Annotated in this window: 13 protein-coding genes; 4 read left to right on the forward strand and 9 right to left on the reverse strand. The window is 72.1% G+C overall.

All coding sequences use genetic code 11. The features are described 5' to 3' along the window. Positions 1-17: 17 nt before the first annotated feature. Positions 18-1,367, reverse strand: coding sequence for a type I glutamate--ammonia ligase (gene glnA, locus ACY34I_RS04980; RefSeq protein ID WP_412819547.1), 1,350 nt, complete (start codon positions 1,365-1,367; stop codon positions 18-20). 200 nt (positions 1,368-1,567) lie between these two features. On the opposite strand from glnA, the gene ACY34I_RS04985 reads away from it, so the two are divergent. Next, positions 1,568-3,328 (forward strand): NAD+ synthase, encoded by a 1,761-nt coding sequence (locus ACY34I_RS04985; RefSeq protein WP_462752867.1) that lies wholly within the window; start codon positions 1,568-1,570, stop codon positions 3,326-3,328. Positions 3,329-3,553: 225 nt separating this feature from the next. Continuing rightward, on the forward strand, positions 3,554-4,399 hold the full coding sequence (panB, locus tag ACY34I_RS04990; protein ID WP_462752869.1) for a 3-methyl-2-oxobutanoate hydroxymethyltransferase: 846 nt from the start codon (positions 3,554-3,556) through the stop codon (positions 4,397-4,399). Between the two features lie 45 nt (positions 4,400-4,444). Here the strand turns inward: panB and npdG are convergent, their stop codons facing one another. Next, complete coding sequence (npdG, locus tag ACY34I_RS04995; RefSeq protein WP_462752871.1) at positions 4,445-5,143, reverse strand: NADPH-dependent F420 reductase; 699 nt, start codon at positions 5,141-5,143, stop codon at positions 4,445-4,447. Between the two features lie 92 nt (positions 5,144-5,235). Further along, positions 5,236-6,699: an RNB domain-containing ribonuclease gene (locus tag ACY34I_RS05000; RefSeq protein WP_462752873.1), complete on the reverse strand. Its 1,464-nt coding sequence runs from the start codon at positions 6,697-6,699 to the stop codon at positions 5,236-5,238. 170 nt (positions 6,700-6,869) lie between these two features. Here ACY34I_RS05000 and ACY34I_RS05005 point away from each other — a divergent pair, with 170 nt between their 5' ends. Further along, the gene (locus ACY34I_RS05005; protein WP_462752875.1) at positions 6,870-7,874 is read left to right on the forward strand and encodes a hypothetical protein; all 1,005 of its coding nucleotides are present in this window, start codon (positions 6,870-6,872) and stop codon (positions 7,872-7,874) included. Between the two features lie 282 nt (positions 7,875-8,156). Beyond that, positions 8,157-9,431 carry a M48 family metalloprotease gene (locus tag ACY34I_RS05010; RefSeq protein ID WP_462752876.1) on the forward strand — a complete coding sequence of 425 codons (1,275 nt, stop codon included), beginning with the start codon at positions 8,157-8,159 and terminating at the stop codon, positions 9,429-9,431. A 30-nt stretch (positions 9,432-9,461) separates the two neighbouring features. Here ACY34I_RS05010 and ACY34I_RS05015 read toward each other — a convergent pair whose 3' ends face one another. From ACY34I_RS05015 to ACY34I_RS05040, 6 genes are all read right to left on the reverse strand, one after another. Next, entirely contained in the window at positions 9,462-10,427 is a 966-nt protein-coding gene (locus ACY34I_RS05015) for a hypothetical protein (RefSeq protein ID WP_462752878.1), read from the reverse strand. Beyond that, the gene (locus tag ACY34I_RS05020) at positions 10,421-10,753 is read right to left on the reverse strand and encodes a PadR family transcriptional regulator (RefSeq protein ID WP_462752880.1); all 333 of its coding nucleotides are present in this window, start codon (positions 10,751-10,753) and stop codon (positions 10,421-10,423) included. The genes ACY34I_RS05015 and ACY34I_RS05020 overlap by 7 nt, the downstream gene beginning before the upstream one ends. Before the next feature lie 76 nt (positions 10,754-10,829). Next, complete coding sequence (locus ACY34I_RS05025; RefSeq protein WP_462752882.1) at positions 10,830-12,044, reverse strand: PP2C family protein-serine/threonine phosphatase; 1,215 nt, start codon at positions 12,042-12,044, stop codon at positions 10,830-10,832. Positions 12,045-12,391: 347 nt separating this feature from the next. Continuing rightward, the gene (locus ACY34I_RS05030) at positions 12,392-12,688 is read right to left on the reverse strand and encodes a GYD domain-containing protein (protein ID WP_462752884.1); all 297 of its coding nucleotides are present in this window, start codon (positions 12,686-12,688) and stop codon (positions 12,392-12,394) included. A 306-nt stretch (positions 12,689-12,994) separates the two neighbouring features. Next, positions 12,995-13,969 carry a TolB family protein gene (locus ACY34I_RS05035; protein ID WP_462752886.1) on the reverse strand — a complete coding sequence of 325 codons (975 nt, stop codon included), beginning with the start codon at positions 13,967-13,969 and terminating at the stop codon, positions 12,995-12,997. A 482-nt stretch (positions 13,970-14,451) separates the two neighbouring features. Continuing rightward, entirely contained in the window at positions 14,452-15,225 is a 774-nt protein-coding gene (locus tag ACY34I_RS05040; RefSeq protein WP_462752888.1) for a phosphotransferase family protein, read from the reverse strand. Between the last annotated feature and the right edge of the window lie 34 nt (positions 15,226-15,259).

The raw sequence follows: 15,259 nt of genomic DNA on the forward strand, positions 1-15,259 counted from the left end.
GGTACGACAGACCGGCTCTACAGCGAGAGGTAGCGCTGCCGCTCGTACGGGGTGACCTCGCGGCGGTACTGCTCCCACTCGGCCCGCTTGTTGCGCAGGAAGAAGTCGAAGACGTGCTCGCCGAGCACCTCGGCGACCAGCTCCGAGCCGGCCATCACGTCGATCGCCTCGGCCAGGTTCTCCGGCAGCGCCTCGTAGCCCATGGCGCGGCGCTCGGCGCTGCTCAGCGACCAGACGTCGTCCTCGGCGCCCGGCGGCAGCTCGTACCCCTCCTCGATGCCCTTGAGTCCGGCGCCGAGCATGACCGCGAAGGCCAGGTAGGGGTTGGTCGCCGAGTCCAGCGAGCGCACCTCCACCCGGGCCGAGTTCGGCTTGCCGTAAGCGGGCACGCGGACCAGCGCGGACCGGTTCAGGTGGCCCCAGCAGACGTACGCCGGGCTCTCGGTGATCCGGTCGGGCAGCGCCTGCGGGAAGAGCCGCTTGTAGGAGTTGACCCACTGGTTGGTGACCGCCGTGTATTCCCGGGCGTGGGTGAGCAGCCCGGCGATGAACGACTTGGCCACCTTGGAGAGCTTCATCGGGTCGCCGGCGTCGTGGAACGCGTTGCGCTCCCCCTCGAACAGCGACAGGTGGGTGTGCATCCCGCTGCCCGGCTGGTCGGTGAAGGGCTTCGGCATGAAGCTGGCCTGCACGCCGGTGGAGAGGGCCACCTCCTTCACCACGTGCCGGAAGGTCATGATGTTGTCGGCGGTGGTCAGCGCGTCGGCGTACCGGAGGTCGATCTCCTGCTGGCCGGGGGCCACCTCGTGGTGGCTGAACTCCACCGAGATGCCGATCCGCTCCAACGCCAGCACGGCCTGCCGGCGGAAGTCCCGGGCCACGGCGTGGGTGGTGTGCTCGAAGTAGCCGCCGGTGTCCACCGGGGTCGGCACCGAGCCGTCCTGCGCGCCGTTCTCCAGCAGGAAGAACTCGATCTCGGGGTGGGTGTAGAAGGTGAAGCCCTTCTCCGCCGCCTTGGACAGCGCCCGGCGCAGCACGTGCCGCGGGTCGGCCCAGGACGGGCTGCCGTCGGGGAGCAGGATGTCGCAGAACATCCGGGCGCTCTCGCCGCTGACCCCGCCCTCGAAGGGGAAGACCTGGAACGTGGTCGGGTCGGGCATGGCGACCATGTCGGACTCGAAGACCCGGGCGAAGCCCTCGATCGCCGAGCCGTCGAAGCCGATGCCCTCCTCGAAGGCCGCCTCCAGCTCGGCGGGGGCCACTGACACGCTCTTGAGCGTGCCGAGCACGTCGGTGAACCACAGCCGGACGAACCGGATGTCCCGCTCTTCCAGCGTACGGAGGACGAACTCCTGCTGACGGTCCACTTCCACCCCTCGCGACACGTACGTCCGGCACCGGGCCGGGCCGGCCCGGGCCTGACCGCCCAGTCTCCACCGGCCTGGTTACGCCGACGTTACGCGACCACATCGGGACTGTCCCGCCGTGTCCCGCCCCGGCGACGGGTGGTCCGCGTCTCCCACGTCCGGCCGGGTCGGGCCCGTCCCGCTGGGGCAAGATGAGGGACATGCCCACCGTGCGTCTCGCCCTCTGCCAGGTCAACCCGACCGTCGGCGACCTCGCCGGCAACGCGGAGCTGATCCGCGCCTGGACCCGCAAGGCCGCCGGCGCCGGCGCTCAGCTCACCCTCTTCCCGGAGATGATGCTGACCGGCTACCCGGTCGAGGACCTGGTCTTCCGCCGGTCCTTCGTCGCCGCCTCCCAGGCCGCGCTGCGGCAGCTCGCCGCCGACCTGGCCGCCGACGGGCTCGGCGACCTGCCGGTCGTGGTCGGCTACCTGGACGCGGACGGGCCGCCGCAGGTCAGCGGCGACGCCCAGCCGGGGCGGGGGGCCCGCAACGCCTCCGCGCTGCTGCACCGGGGCGCGGTCGCGGCCACCTATTTCAAGCACCACCTGCCCAACTACGGCGTCTTCGACGAGGACCGGTACTTCGTCCCGGGCAACACCCTCGAGGTGGTGCGGATCGGCGGGGTGGACGTCGCGCTGACCATCTGCGAGGACCTCTGGCAGGCCGGTGGCCCGTTCGCGGTGGCCCGGCAGGCCGGCGTCGGGCTGGTGGTCAACATCAACGGCTCGCCGTACGAGCTGAACAAGGACGACATCCGGCTGCCGCTGGTGCGCCGCCGGGCCGCCGAGGCCGGCGCCGCCGTCGCGTACGTGAACATGGTCGGCGGCCAGGACGAGCTGGTCTACGACGGCGACTCGATGATCGTCGCCGCGGACGGTGCGCTGCTCGCCCGGGCGCCGCAGTTCGTCGAGCACCTGCTGGTGCACGACGTGGAGCTGCCGCCGACGAAGGAACCGGTCGACGGGGACCGGGACCTCGGCGGGATGCGGGTGGTCCGCACCGAGGTCAGCGACGGCCTCCCGCCGGCCGCCACCGGCGCGGTCGCCGTCGGCGGCATCATCGAACCGGTCGCCGACGAGGCCGAGGTGTGGCAGGCGCTGGTGCTGGGCCTGCGCGACTACGTCAACAAGAACCGGTTCCCCTCGGTGGTGCTGGGCCTCTCCGGCGGAATCGACTCGGCGGTGTCGGCCGCCATCGCGGTGGACGCGCTCGGGCCCGAGCGGGTGGTCGGCGTCTCGCTGCCCAGCCAGCACTCGTCGGAGCACTCGCGGGCGGACGCCGAGGAGCTGGCCAAGCGGACCGGCCTGGACTACCGGATCGAGCCGATCCAGCCCATGGTGGACACCTTCCTGGCCAACATGTCGCTCTCCGGGGTGACCGTGGAGAACCTCCAGGCCCGGGTCCGCGGGGTGATCCTCATGGCGCTGTCGAACCAGGAGGGCCACCTGGTCCTCACCACCGGCAACAAGAGCGAGCTGGCGGTCGGCTACTCGACCCTCTACGGCGACTCGGTGGGCGGCTACAACCCGGTCAAGGACGTCTGGAAGACGCTGATCTGGCGGCTGGCGAAGTGGCGCAACGCGGACGCCGAGCGCCGGGGCGAGACCCCGCCGATCCCGGAGAGCTCGATCGGCAAGCCCCCGTCGGCCGAGCTGAGCCCCGGCCAGCTCGACAGCGACACCCTGCCCGACTACGACATGCTCGACCCGATCCTGATCGGCTACGTCGACGGCGACCTGGGCCGGGATGGGCTGATCGCCTCGGGCCACGACCCCGCGGTGGTGGACAAGGTGCTGCGGATGGTGGATACCGCCGAGTACAAGCGCCGGCAGTCCGCGCCCGGCACGAAGATCTCGCACAAGGCGTTCGGGCGGGACCGCCGGCTGCCGATCACGAATCGCTGGCGCGAGCACGGCTGAGCCCACCCGCCCCGCCGGGCTGAACTTTCCCGCCCGCGGGCCGAGCACGGGGTGCCGCGCCGGAGGCCGCCGACGCGGCGGCAGGCCGGGGCGGCGCGATCCCGGCCCACGGGCGGGCCGGGAAGTGAATTCCTCCACTCCGCCCTGCCGCCGCCCGGTCGTCCGGTGGGACGATCGCGGCGGAACCCGGGGACCGCGAACGCGGCCTCGAGGAAGGAGAGAGTCATGGTGGAGTCCACCCCGACCGAGGTGACCGCCCTCTACGGCGGGCCGGCCACCCGACGGATCCGTACCCGCGACCTGATCGCCGCCAAGGAGCGCGGCGAGCGCTGGGCGATGCTCACCTCGTACGACCAGTACACCGCCTCGATCTTCGACCAGGCGGGGATCCCGGTGCTGCTGGTCGGCGACTCGGCGGCGAACAACGTCTTCGGCTACGAGACCACCCTGCCGGTGACCGCCGAGGAGCTGCTGCCCCTGGTCCGGGCGGTGGTCCGGGCGACGAAGCACTCGCTCGTCGTCGGCGACCTGCCCTTCGGCTCGTACGAGGAGGGACCGGCGCAGGCGCTGCGGACCGCGGTGCGGTTCATGAAGGAGGGCGGCTGTCACGCGGTGAAGCTGGAGGGTGGCCGCCGCTGCGCCGCGCAGATCGAGGCCATCGTCGGCGCCGGCATCCCGGTGATGGCGCACATCGGCTTCACCCCGCAGAGCGAGCACACGCTGGGCGGCTACCGGGTGCAGGGCCGCGGCGACACCGCCGAGGAGGTGATCGCCGACGCCCGGGCGGTCGCCGAGGCGGGCGCGTTCGCGGTGGTGCTGGAGATGGTGCCCGGTGAGGTGGCCAAGCGGATCACCGCCGAGCTGCGGATCCCGACCGTGGGCATCGGCGCCGGCCCGGAAACCGACGCCCAGGTGCTGGTCTGGCAGGACATGGCCGGACTGCGGACCGGCAAGGCACCGCGCTTCGTCAAGCGCTACGCCGACCTGGCCGGCGCGCTGACCGACGCCACCCGCCGGTACGCCGACGAGGTACGCGACGGCCAGTTCCCCGCCGCCGAGCACACCTTCTGAGTACGCCGGGCGGTGCGGCCGCGGCCGCACCGCCCGCGCTCCGGTTCAGAGGTCGGTGACCCGGATGCCGGCGTGGGCCTTGTAACGCTTGTTGATCGCGATGAGGTTCGCGGTGAACGCCTCGATCTGGTGGGCGTTGCGCAGCCGGCCGGCGTAGATGCCCCGCATGCCGGGGATCCGGGCGGCGAGCGCGGCGACCACCCCGACCAGTTCGCGGTCCTCGGTGCAGATCAGCACGTCCAGGTCGATCCGGTCGATCTCCGGGTCGGCCAGCAGCGGCGCGCTGACGTGGTTGAACGCGGCGCAGACCCGGGACTCGGGCAGCAGCCGGGCGGCCTGCTGCACGGCGCTGCCCTCGGCGACGGCGAGGGCGTACGGGCCCTGCTTGTCGAAGCCGAGCGGGTTGACACAGTCGACCACGATCTTGCCGACGAGCGGGCCGGCGAGGGCCGCGACGATGTCGGCGTGCCCGTCCCACGGCACCGCGATGATCACCACGTCGCTGCGGCGGGCCACCTCGTCGTTGTCCGCGCCGGACACCACCCCGCCGGCCGGTACGCCGGGCAGGGCGGCGATCTCGGCCGCGGCCTGCGCCGCCCGATCGGCGGAACGGGACCCGATCAGGACGGTCTGCCCGGCCCGGGCGAACCGGTAGGCCAGACCCCGCCCCTGGTCGCCGGTGCCACCGATGATGCCGACGGTCAGCCCGGAGACGTCGGGCAGCGTGGTCGCGTCGTAAGCCATGCGAGCATCCTCGCAAACCGCGCCGTCCGCCAGCACCGTGCGCGGCTGTGACAATCCCCGCTGCCCCACCCCATCCGCGGAACCGCGGCGGGTCAGGCGCGTTCGAAGAGCACCTTGCGGTGGGTGGGGTCGGCGGTGACCAGGCGGACCGGGACGCGCTCGCCGAGCGGCAGCTCGCCGACGCAGCGGGCGCGCACCGGCGGCTCGTCCAGGGCCACCGTGCCCCCGGGCGGGCGACCCGGCCGAGTGGTCCCGTTCCCGGCCTGCCGGGGCAGCTCGGTGGCCGCCCGGGGCTCGTCCACGTCCAGCACCGCCGCTTCGAAGGTCTCCCCCACCCGGTGCTCCAGCAGCACCGCCTCGGCCAGTTCCACCGCGCCCCGGGTGGCCGCCGACGCGGTGCGGTCGGTGGCCGCCATCACCTCGGGCAGCTTCGGCAGCGCGGCGCGGGCCCAGTCGGGCACCTCCCGGCCCTCGTGCAGGGCCAGGCAGACCTCGGTCGCGTACCGGTCGGCGAGCCGACGCAGCGGCGCCGTGACGTGGGCGTACGCGGCGGCCACCCCGCCGTGCGCCGGCTGCTCGGGCAGCTCCCCGTCGAAGGCGGTGTACGCGGCCCCGCGCATCAGCTCGGCCGCCTGGTCGATGAAGGCGGCCGCCCGGGGCTGGGAGGAGTCCAGCCCGGCGAGCACCTCGCCCACCGACATCCCGGCCGGCCAGGAGACGCCCAGCGGCCCGGCGGCCAGCCGCAGCCGGTCGACCGCGTCCGGCTTCGGCGCGGGCATCGTCCGCAGCAGCCCGATCCGGCCGGCGAGCATGATGTCGGCGGCCGCCATCCCGGTGAGCAGGGAGATCTGCGCGTTGTGGTCCTCCATCGGGCCGGGCCCGCGCAGCACCAGCCGCCAGCCGTCGCCGTCCGGCTCGACGTCCTGCTCGGGCAGGGGCAGGTTGACCGCGCCCCGGCGCAGCCCGCGGGCGGTGAGCAGGGCGCCGAGCTCGGGCAGCAGGGCGATCGGCTCGGGCAGCCGGCCGGCGTCGGCGGCGAGCTGCACGCCGACGTAGTCGAGCTTGGCCCGGCTGCGGACCCGGGCGCGTTCCACCACCACGCCGACCGTGCCGCCGTCGGCGTCGAGGTCGATGGTCCAGAGCACCGCTGCCCGGTCGGCGTCGGGCAGCAGGCTGGCCGCCCCCTCGCTGAGCGTGTGCGGGTGCAGCGGCACGTTGCCGTCGGGCAGATAGACGGTCTGCCCGCGGCGCCAGGTCTCCGCCTCCAGCGCGCCGCCGGGGCGTACGTGGGTGGCGACGTCGGCGATGGCGTAGCGGACACGGAAACCGCCACAGGGACGGCGGGCGAGGTGCATCGCCTGGTCGAGGTCGCGCGAGGTCGCCGGGTCGACCGTGACGAACGGGACGTCGGTCCGGTCGGCGACGGCCGGCAGCGGCGCGGCGGCCGCCTCGTCGGCCTCGCGCTGCGCCGCGGCCGGGAAACTCTCGGGCAGTCCCAGCTCGCGGCGCAGCGCGCCGAAGTCGATGCGGGGCGCGAGTACGCGTCGGATCACCACGCGGTCAATCCTGACAGCGCGGCGGCCGATCCGCCCACCGGCCGGCGGCTCCAGCGTGGCGCCGGTCAGCGGCGGCCCCCGATCGTCAGCCGGCTGCCCTGCGGGTGCTGGCCGGTCTGATCGTCGAACGGCCGGCGGCGACCCTCGTGCCCGCGGGTTTCCGCGCGGCGGTGAGTCGTTTGTGGGTGGCGGTCGAGGTACTCGTCCTGGCCTCGATCGGGCCCACGGACGACGCCGCGGAGGTTGTCTTCCTCGCCGCCGCCCTGCGCGCGGTGGCCGCCGAGGAGCTGCCGGTCGCCTTCCTGGCCGGTGCCTTCTTCGCCGCCGCCTTGCGGGCGCCCCCGGTCGGGCGGGTCGGAGCGGCCTTCGCGGCGGCGGTCTTCTTCGCGGTCGTGGTCTTCTTCGCCGCCGCCTTCCGCGCGGGTGCCTTCTTCGCAGGCGCCTTCCTGGCGGGGGCCTTCTTCGCCGCGGTGACCTTCTTGGCGGGCGCCCTCTTCGCGGGAGCCTTCTTCGCCGCGGTGACCTTCTTGGCGGGGGCCTTCCTGGCGGGGGCCTTCTTCGCCGCGGTGACCTTCTTCGCGGGCACCCTCTTCGCGGGAGCCTTCTTCGCCGCAGTGACCTTCTTGGCCGGCGCCCGCTTCGCGGGAGCCTTCTTCGCCGCCGCGGTGACCTTCTTCGCGGGCGCCTTCTTGGCCGCCGCGGTGACCTTCTTGACGGCGGCCTTCTTCGCGGGCGCCTTCTTGGCGGTGGTCTTCGTGGCCGGCGCCTTCTTCGCGGGCGCCTTCCGCGCCGCCGACACTGCCTTTCGGGCGGCCGCCTTCTTCGCGACTGCCTTCTTCGCCGGGACCCGGCCGGCACCCGCACCCGAGGCGTTGGCGGACGCCTTGGTGACCGTCGCCGTCCTGGCCGTGGCCGCGCCCACGGTCCGCCTGGCTGCGGTGGTCTTCTTCGCGGTCGTACGTCTGGCGGCCGGGCGGGTGGTGGCCTGCTGTGCTTCGGCCATCTCGGTTCCCTCCTTGGGGACGTGCTCTCGCCCTCGCGGAGCACGGATCACCTCGACGCGGGCCATCCCGCGCCGTCTACCTGTCCTCCCCGGCCCAACGGGCGTCCTCGGCGTCCCACGCTTCGTTCCGCTCCCGCACCGTCTGCAGGGCGTTCTCCGCGTCGGCGGCTGAGGCGTACGGTCCGAGAACGTGCTTCGCGGGACACACGTCGGCATCGGTCTCGACCCGGTGGTGTCGCGTGCACCAGTAGTAGTGCCCGCCACTTCCGTTGTCGCTCATGCGATCACTGTGCACCGCGAAGCGTCCGGCCGCCACCGGAACGCCGCAAATAGTCCTGATGTTCTCCACAGTAGACCTGCTCGGTCCAGCTCGGGGCGAAACGGGCAAAGTCGGCAACGATTCCGCTGAACGGCCGGTGCCACCGGCGGCCGGTTCCCGGCAGGATCGGCGCTCGTGATCATCACGAAGGCCGGTACAGGGACCTGCCCGGAGTGCGGGGCGGCGACGGTGTCGCTCCACGACGCGATGCCGTGGTGCACCAGGTGCGAGTGGAACCTCGACGGCTACGACCGCACCCGCCAGGCGCCGGAATTCGGCTGGGCCTGGATCGACCGGCGCACCCACCGGCTCGCCACCCGGCTGACCCGGCAGCAGTACGCGGCGCTGCTCGACCGCCCGCTGGAGTCGGCCGGCCTCGGGCCGGCCGGACTGGTCACCGCCGTGGCGTCGCTGCTGCTGACCGCCGGCGTGCTGGCGCTCGCGGTCATCGGCGGCTGGCTGCTGTTCGCGTACCCGTTTCCGAACTTCGCCATCGTGTTCGGGCTGGCGCTCATCGGCCTGGCGGTGGCGCTACGACCCCGGTTCGGCCGGCTGGACCCGGGCCTGGAGGTGCTCTCCCGGGAGCAGGCACCGGAACTGCACGCGCTGGTCGAGCAGGTGGCGACGGCGATCGGCGCGCCGGTGCCGCACGTCATCGGGGTGGACGACAGCCGCAACGCGTACGCGACCTCGGTGGGGCTGCGTCGGCGTCGGGTGCTGGCCCTCGGGCTGCCGCTGTGGGGCGCGCTGGGCGGCCAGGAGCGGGTCGCGCTGCTCGGCCACGAGCTGGGCCACTTCGTCAACGGTGATATCCGCCGGTTGCTGGTCACCCAACCGGCGCTGACCATGCTGGGCAACGCCGCCGGCCTGTTCCGCCCCGCGCCCGGCACCCGTGCCGGCGGGCTGCTGGAGATGGTCGGTGAGGCGCTGGGTCGGATGCTGTCCTGGGTGTTGTCCCGGCTGCTCTTCGCCGGTCACCTGCTGCTCATGGTGACGGCGCTGCGGGACAGCCAGCGGGCGGAGTACCTGGCCGACGAGATGTCCGCCCGGGCGGCCGGCACGGCCGGGGCGACCCGGGCCCTCGATGTCCTGCTCAGCCTGGACTCGGTCACGCTGGCGGTCCGCCAGGGCGCCCGGGGCGGACACGGTCCGGCGACGTGGCGGGCGGGGGTGGCCCGGTCGCTGGACGCCGCCGCCGACCGGCTGCCGCTGGCGCGCCAGCTCTCCGTCCGCGAGGAGACGTCGCTGTTCTCGTCGCACCCGCCGACCGGCCTACGCCACCGGATGCTGGCCGCCCGGCCCTGGCAGGACCCGGCGGTACGGCTCGACGACGACCGGATGGCCCGCCTCGACGCCGAGCTGGCCCGGGAGTACGCCCGGGCCGCCCGCGCCATCAGCTGGTCCGGCTGACTCCCGGCGCGGGTGACCGGTCCGGACCGGTCACCCGGGGGACGGCACCGGCGAGGGCTCCTCGGCCGGGTCCGGCCGTGCCGCGCCCAGCGCGTACGCGAGGGCGTAGGGAGTGCAGGCGAGGTAGAAGATCGGTTCGACCAGCACCCGGTCGGTGATGAGGAACCGTTCCCAGTCGGTCGGGCGGGGCAGGCCGAACGAGGAGTCCGTCCAGCAGTTGAACAGCCAGAGCGGCGCGGAGATCCGGTCCACGGCGTCGGCGGGCAGGCCGTCGGCCAGCGACCCCGGGTCGGCAGCCGGGATCGCGGCGACCACCGCGAGAACCACCGCGGCGTCCGCCGCCACCAGCGCGCCGACGACGCCGACCGCCCAGGCCAGCCGGCTGCGGCCGCGCCGGGCCAGGACGCCCGCGCCCCACAGGGCCGGTGTCAGCAGGCCGAGCCAGAGCAGCAGCCCCGGCGCGGCAGTCGCCAGGTCGTTCACCCCGGCGGCCAGGCCGTACGCGGTCGGCAGCGCGGTCGCCCCGATCGGCAGCACGACACCCAGTGCGGTCGCCAGCGGGCCGTTCCGCACGCCCCGCCGGGCCCCACGCGCGGCGAGCACGGCCAGCAGCACACCCAGCCCGGCGGTCAGCGCCGACCACAGGGGAAGCTGGAGCGAGGTCGCCCAGCTGACCGTCGTGCCGAGCAGGAGAAAGGTCGTGCTCATCACGGTGGCGGCCAGCGCCACCACGCCGACGCAGGCCGACGGGGCGAGCAGCAGCACGCCGACCGACCACCGCAGCCGCCGGTGGAGGACGGCGCGGTCGACGACGGGTGCACCGGCCCGGCTGGTGGCCAGGCTGGCGGCGAACCGCAGCATCCGCCACCGCTGGCCGCGCTCGGCCAGCACGTGCAGCTCGGCCTGCCACTCCCGGGACACCTCGTCGTGCAGCTCCGGCGGCCAGCGGCGCACCGCCGACCGCAACAGGAACCCGGCCAGCCGCCGGGTCACCACGCCGGGGCCCCGGTCGGCTCGGCGCCGCCCCAGGACGTCCGACCGTCGGGGGCGAGGGACCGCAGCTCGGCCAACGCCTGCCGGGCGGCGCGTACCCCCTCGGCGGTGAGCAGGTAATAGCGGCGCGCGGGCCGACCGGCGGCGGCCGGGTCGATCTCCTCCCAGTCGGCGGCGAGCCAACCGGCCGCCTGCAGCCGGTGCAGGACCGGGTAGAGGGTGCCGCTGGGCAGGCCGGTGAGCTTCATCAGGTCGAGCCCGTAGCGGGGGGCCTCGGCGTCGGCGAGGAGCGCCGAGAGCACCTTCGCCACCGGAATCGTCATCCGCATGGCGGCACTGTATCGGATTTCTACATAGGGTGGGTGCCACCGGACGCGACGGTGTCGAGTGGACGGTCGCCGGGTTCTAGCTGGGCAGCCGGCGGATGGCCAGCAGGGCGATGTCGTCGACCGGGTGCTCGGCGTCGAGCAGCGCCATGACGGTGCCGCACACGGTCTCGGCGGGAGCCAGCGGCACGGCGGCCATCAGCCGGGCGAAGCCGACGTCGAGCAGTTCGCCACGACGCTCGACGAGCCCGTCGGTGTAGGAGACCAGGACCGCGCCGGGCGGGAAGTCGATCGTGGTGGTGTGCCGCTCGAGCTGCCGGGGGCCGGTGCCGAGGGGTGGATCGATCCGGGCGGAAAGCATGACATTCGGCTGGCCGGGGACGGCCAGCACCGGGCGGGGGTGTCCGGCCAGGGCGACGCGCACGGTGGCGCCGTCGGGGGAGATCATCGCGTACAGCGCCGTGGTCAGGCTGCCGGCCTCGAAGTGGACCACCTTCCGGTCGAGCAGCGTCAGCGCCTCGGCGGGATCGTCGCAGACCAGCGCGTACGCGCGCAGGGCGCTGCGGATCCGGCCCATCACCACGGCCGACCGCAGCCCGTGACCCGACACGTCACCGACGACCACGCCCACCCAGCCGGAGGGGAGGGTGAAGACGTCGTACCAGTCACCGCCGACGCCGGAGGCGTGACCGGGTACGTACCGGGCGGCCATCTCGATACCGGGCACCTCGGGCAGTTCGGTGGGGATCAGGCTGCGTTGCAGCGCCAGCGCGGCGGCCTGGTCCAGCGTGCTCGCGCGGGCCCGACTGGCCAGGCTGACCCGGTCGGCCACGAGTTCCAGCAGGCGGACGTCGTCGGGGGTGAACCGGCGCGGCGTGAGGGTGCCGACGTGCAGGACACCGACGAGGTCACCGCGCGCGATGATCGGTACGCCCAGCAGGGACCGCACACCGGTCCGCAGCAGGATCGGGTTGACCACCTTGTCCGGGGTGACCTGCTCGATGACCACCGGTTGCCGGGTAAGGGCGATCCGGCCGGCGAAGCCTCGGCCGACCGAGACCCGGAAACCCTGCCGCACCTCCTCCTCCACCCCTTTGGCCGCGGTGGCGACCAACTGCTGGGCGCGTGGGTCGAGCAGGAGGATGGCGGCCGTGTCGACCTCCAGCAGGTCGCGGACCCGGTCGAGGAGTTCGTCGAAGAGGTCGGCGACGTCGAGGCGGGAGAGCGTGGCATCGGTCACCGCCTCGATGCGGCGCAACCGCTGCTCGTCCCTCATGCTCTCCGCGCGAACCACCCCAGGATCGTAGTTGTATCCCCGCAACCTTCGCCCGTCGTGCGCCCTGCCGAGATGTCGTGACCAGCGGAACCAGACGCTCACCGGCTGGGGCGTGAGCTGCCCAGACCGGGCCGGTCGCGGCGACGGGGCAGCTGTCGGGCAGGGCTACCGAGCTGTGCCCGCGAGCAGCCACCGGTGAGGCGGCCACGCAACCGCCGAGGTGAGGCACCCGACTCTCAACCTATCGTCGGCGCACGATCGCACCAACGACGCGTGACTGCGACTCGTTATGCCAGCTCCGCCCTGGACGCGATGGCTGGGCCGGCCTCGCCGGGCGCCGCCATCCTGACAGTGTGTGGAAGGCCTTAGCCAGCGGCTTTGGCGATGATGCGTTCCATCTCCTCACGACCGAAGGCCCGCAGGGTCGTGGTACGGACGTTGCCCGCCCCGCCGAGCTGCAGGAGCGCCGCGCCGGCGGTTTCGTCGTCGGGCGCCTCGACGACGGCCACGAGGTCGTACGGACCGACGGTCCAGTAAATGTTCAGGAGATTCGCCCCGAGATTCTGGGTTGCTGCGGCGAAGGCCTCGGCGCGCTTCGCGGTGTCCTTGTAGCCTCGGATCCCCTGATCGGTCCAGTTCAGCAACGCGATATACGTCGGCATGGTCCTTCACCTCCATGAAGAGACCTCATCATAGGGCTAATTCCGGGCATAACGGCCTAAATCTGCATCAAGCGCGCACCAGAACGAGTGATGCGAGCATCAACTGATCTCGTTCCAGCGGAGCTGCGCAAGGACGACGGCGGGTGGCGGGTGTGGGCTGTCGAGCTGCCTCCGTGGTGCGGGACGCACGTGCGGGTCGACGTCTGCCGGCGATGAGGACCAGGACGTGACGGCAGCCGGGGACACCTCGACGCCCGCGAACTTCGTAGAGCCCCGTTTGGCTCACCAGCAGACCGCGCAAGGCATCTACCGTACTGCGGCGAACTTCAAACGTTTGAAGTTCTCGACGTAGACGAACCGCTTGCCGTCAGGCGAAAAGCTCGGGGCATACGCTCTCTCGCCGTCGGCGATCCTCGTCTTCTTCCCGGTACTGACGTCGACCGACCAGACCCCGCCTCCGTTATCCGACGAGACGGCAGCGATCACCGACCGGCCGTCCGGCGACACCGCTATATCGGCGAGGCCGGGAAGCTCCGTGAGGAACCTGGCTGTGGCCGATTTTCCATCCCACTCGGTCAGGTGCCAGGTGAAGTCGTCCGGGCTCACCTCGACAGGCAGCGGCAACCTGCCGAGGGTGTCGGGTGCGGTGATGAAGAACAGCCGGTCACCCGTGGTTGCCGGCGAGCGCACCAGCACCGCGGACTCGCAGCCCGTATCACTGCCACTGAGGTTGAAGGTTGTCCCGTCGACCGTCACCGGAGAGGGGAACTCAGACGCCTTCCCGTCAGCGAGCAGCTGGATTCCCCCCGGACCGCACTTCCGGCGCGCCTGCACATATCCCCTGCCGTCACCGTTCACGAGTGCGGCACCGCTAAGGAAGCGTGTCAACGCCAGAGGCTCGAACGTCTTGTCGTTCGGGGAGTAGCTGAGCAGCTCGGTTCGGTCCCAGCCGCACTGGAGGGCCACCCCGACGTCGCCGTCGGAGCCCGCGAAGAGGAAGCTGAACAGCGTCCCCTCGTCGCAGGCTCCCTGTGGGGGACGCTCAAGAACGCGTTCCTCGTTGCTCTGATCGGGCCGCTGCCGCCACACTTCGGCCCCGTCCGAGGACACCTCTCGGAGGTAGTAGACCCAACCATCGGCGGCCCAGACCGGATTGAACAGGGAGACCGGCTCCACGAGCCCCATGATCCGGCCACATCCGCCGAGCATGATCACGGCCAGCACGACGACCGGCAAGACGACCACACGCAGCGCACGCACACGCAACCTTCCGGTGCTCATCTGCCTCATTCTGTCCGTCACTCAGCCGGCTCACTTTAGACACCACCACGGCCCGCCACCGTGCCTCAGCGACCATAGGTGATCATGCAGAACGGAGCGCGTCAAAGCTGTTCGGCTGAGCCTGGCGATACTGCCGCCGGGCACCTGAGGCTTTAGGTCTCCTCGATGAGTTACTAACTGAGTGACGACGGACGCATGCGGCGGCGGACGTCGACGGACGCTGGTGGACTGTTGTAGCTGGCACGAGGCCCTGGCCACCCAGGTCAGGAGGCCGTATTGGTTGCCTGGGGATCAAGGGGTCTGCCGGGGCACACGGGGCACAAGACACTGTGAAACGTCGGCAACCAGCCATCAACGACGCGAGCTCAGGAGCAAGCGTGACCAGCGCGCCGACCAGATCGCCGCAGGTCAGGGAGAAGCAGCCGATGTTCCGCGTCAACGTCTGACCTTCCATTTGGCCGCGGTTGCCGATCAGAGAATGCCTAGGTACCCAGCCGGTGCTCAGCCGCGTTGAGCCGGCGGACCCATGCTTGCGCCTCGCCCGACCCTTCCGCCGCGTCGGCGAAGCAGAGGAGTCCTTGTACGACCACGGCGGGTATGACCGTCATCAGGTGTTCGGCAGCTCCGTAGGCGGCGATCACGGCCGGCCATTGGGATGGGTCGACGGACGACAGCAGGAGCCAGGCGAGGTCGACGACGCCGGGGGCGGCCGAGACGTCTTCCCAGTCGAGAAGTGCCAGTTCCCCGTTCGGGCCGGTGCGGACGTTGCGGGCGGACGCATCGCCGTGCACGAGGGTGAGCGGACCTGCCGAGGCGATGTCCTGCTCGGCCTTTGGCACCTGCCCGACAAGCCGCTCAGCAAGCCTTCGTAGGTTGGCAGGTAGGTCAGGGCGTGCTGCCAGCATTGGCATCGTCTGGTCGAACAGGTCGCCGACGAGGTCAGCTGCTGCACCTACCGGGCGCAACCACGGCCACTTCAGCGGAGCCTGCTCGGCCCATTGCTGATGCATGCGTGACAACAGCTGGGCATGTGCGATCGGGTCGGCTCCCGGTTGCCATGAGGAGAGGTCTTCGAGGACCAGCGTCGTGCCGTCCGGGGTTATCTCGGAGTGAAGGCAGTTAGGCACTCGGACGCCCACGACAGGCGCGATCTCGCGATAGAAGCGCACCTCGGCACGGAACATGTCCAGGACATCGGGAATCGAGCCTGGCTCTGGCAGGCCGCGGCGCTTCACAAACCCGTGCACCGCGCCCATGTTACGAGGGGTCCTCGAAGCAGGGTGACCGTGC

This window comes from Micromonospora sp. RTBAU3-60, assembly GCF_054963695.1.

What these genes read in the sequence shown, in the direction of transcription:
- ACY34I_RS04985 (WP_462752867.1), top strand. Translation starts at nt 1,568, where the DNA reads ATGCCCACCGTGCGTCTCGCCCTCTGCCAGGTCAACCCGACCGTCGGC.
- panB (WP_462752869.1), top strand. Translation starts at nt 3,554, where the DNA reads ATGGTGGAGTCCACCCCGACCGAGGTGACCGCCCTCTACGGCGGGCCG.
- npdG (WP_462752871.1), bottom strand. Translation starts at nt 5,143, where the DNA reads ATGGCTTACGACGCGACCACGCTGCCCGACGTCTCCGGGCTGACCGTC.
- ACY34I_RS05020 (WP_462752880.1), bottom strand. Translation starts at nt 10,753, where the DNA reads ATGCGGATGACGATTCCGGTGGCGAAGGTGCTCTCGGCGCTCCTCGCC.
- ACY34I_RS05030 (WP_462752884.1), bottom strand. Translation starts at nt 12,688, where the DNA reads ATGCCGACGTATATCGCGTTGCTGAACTGGACCGATCAGGGGATCCGA.
- ACY34I_RS05035 (WP_462752886.1), bottom strand. Translation starts at nt 13,969, where the DNA reads ATGAGCACCGGAAGGTTGCGTGTGCGTGCGCTGCGTGTGGTCGTCTTG.
- ACY34I_RS05040 (WP_462752888.1), bottom strand. Translation starts at nt 15,225, where the DNA reads ATGGGCGCGGTGCACGGGTTTGTGAAGCGCCGCGGCCTGCCAGAGCCA.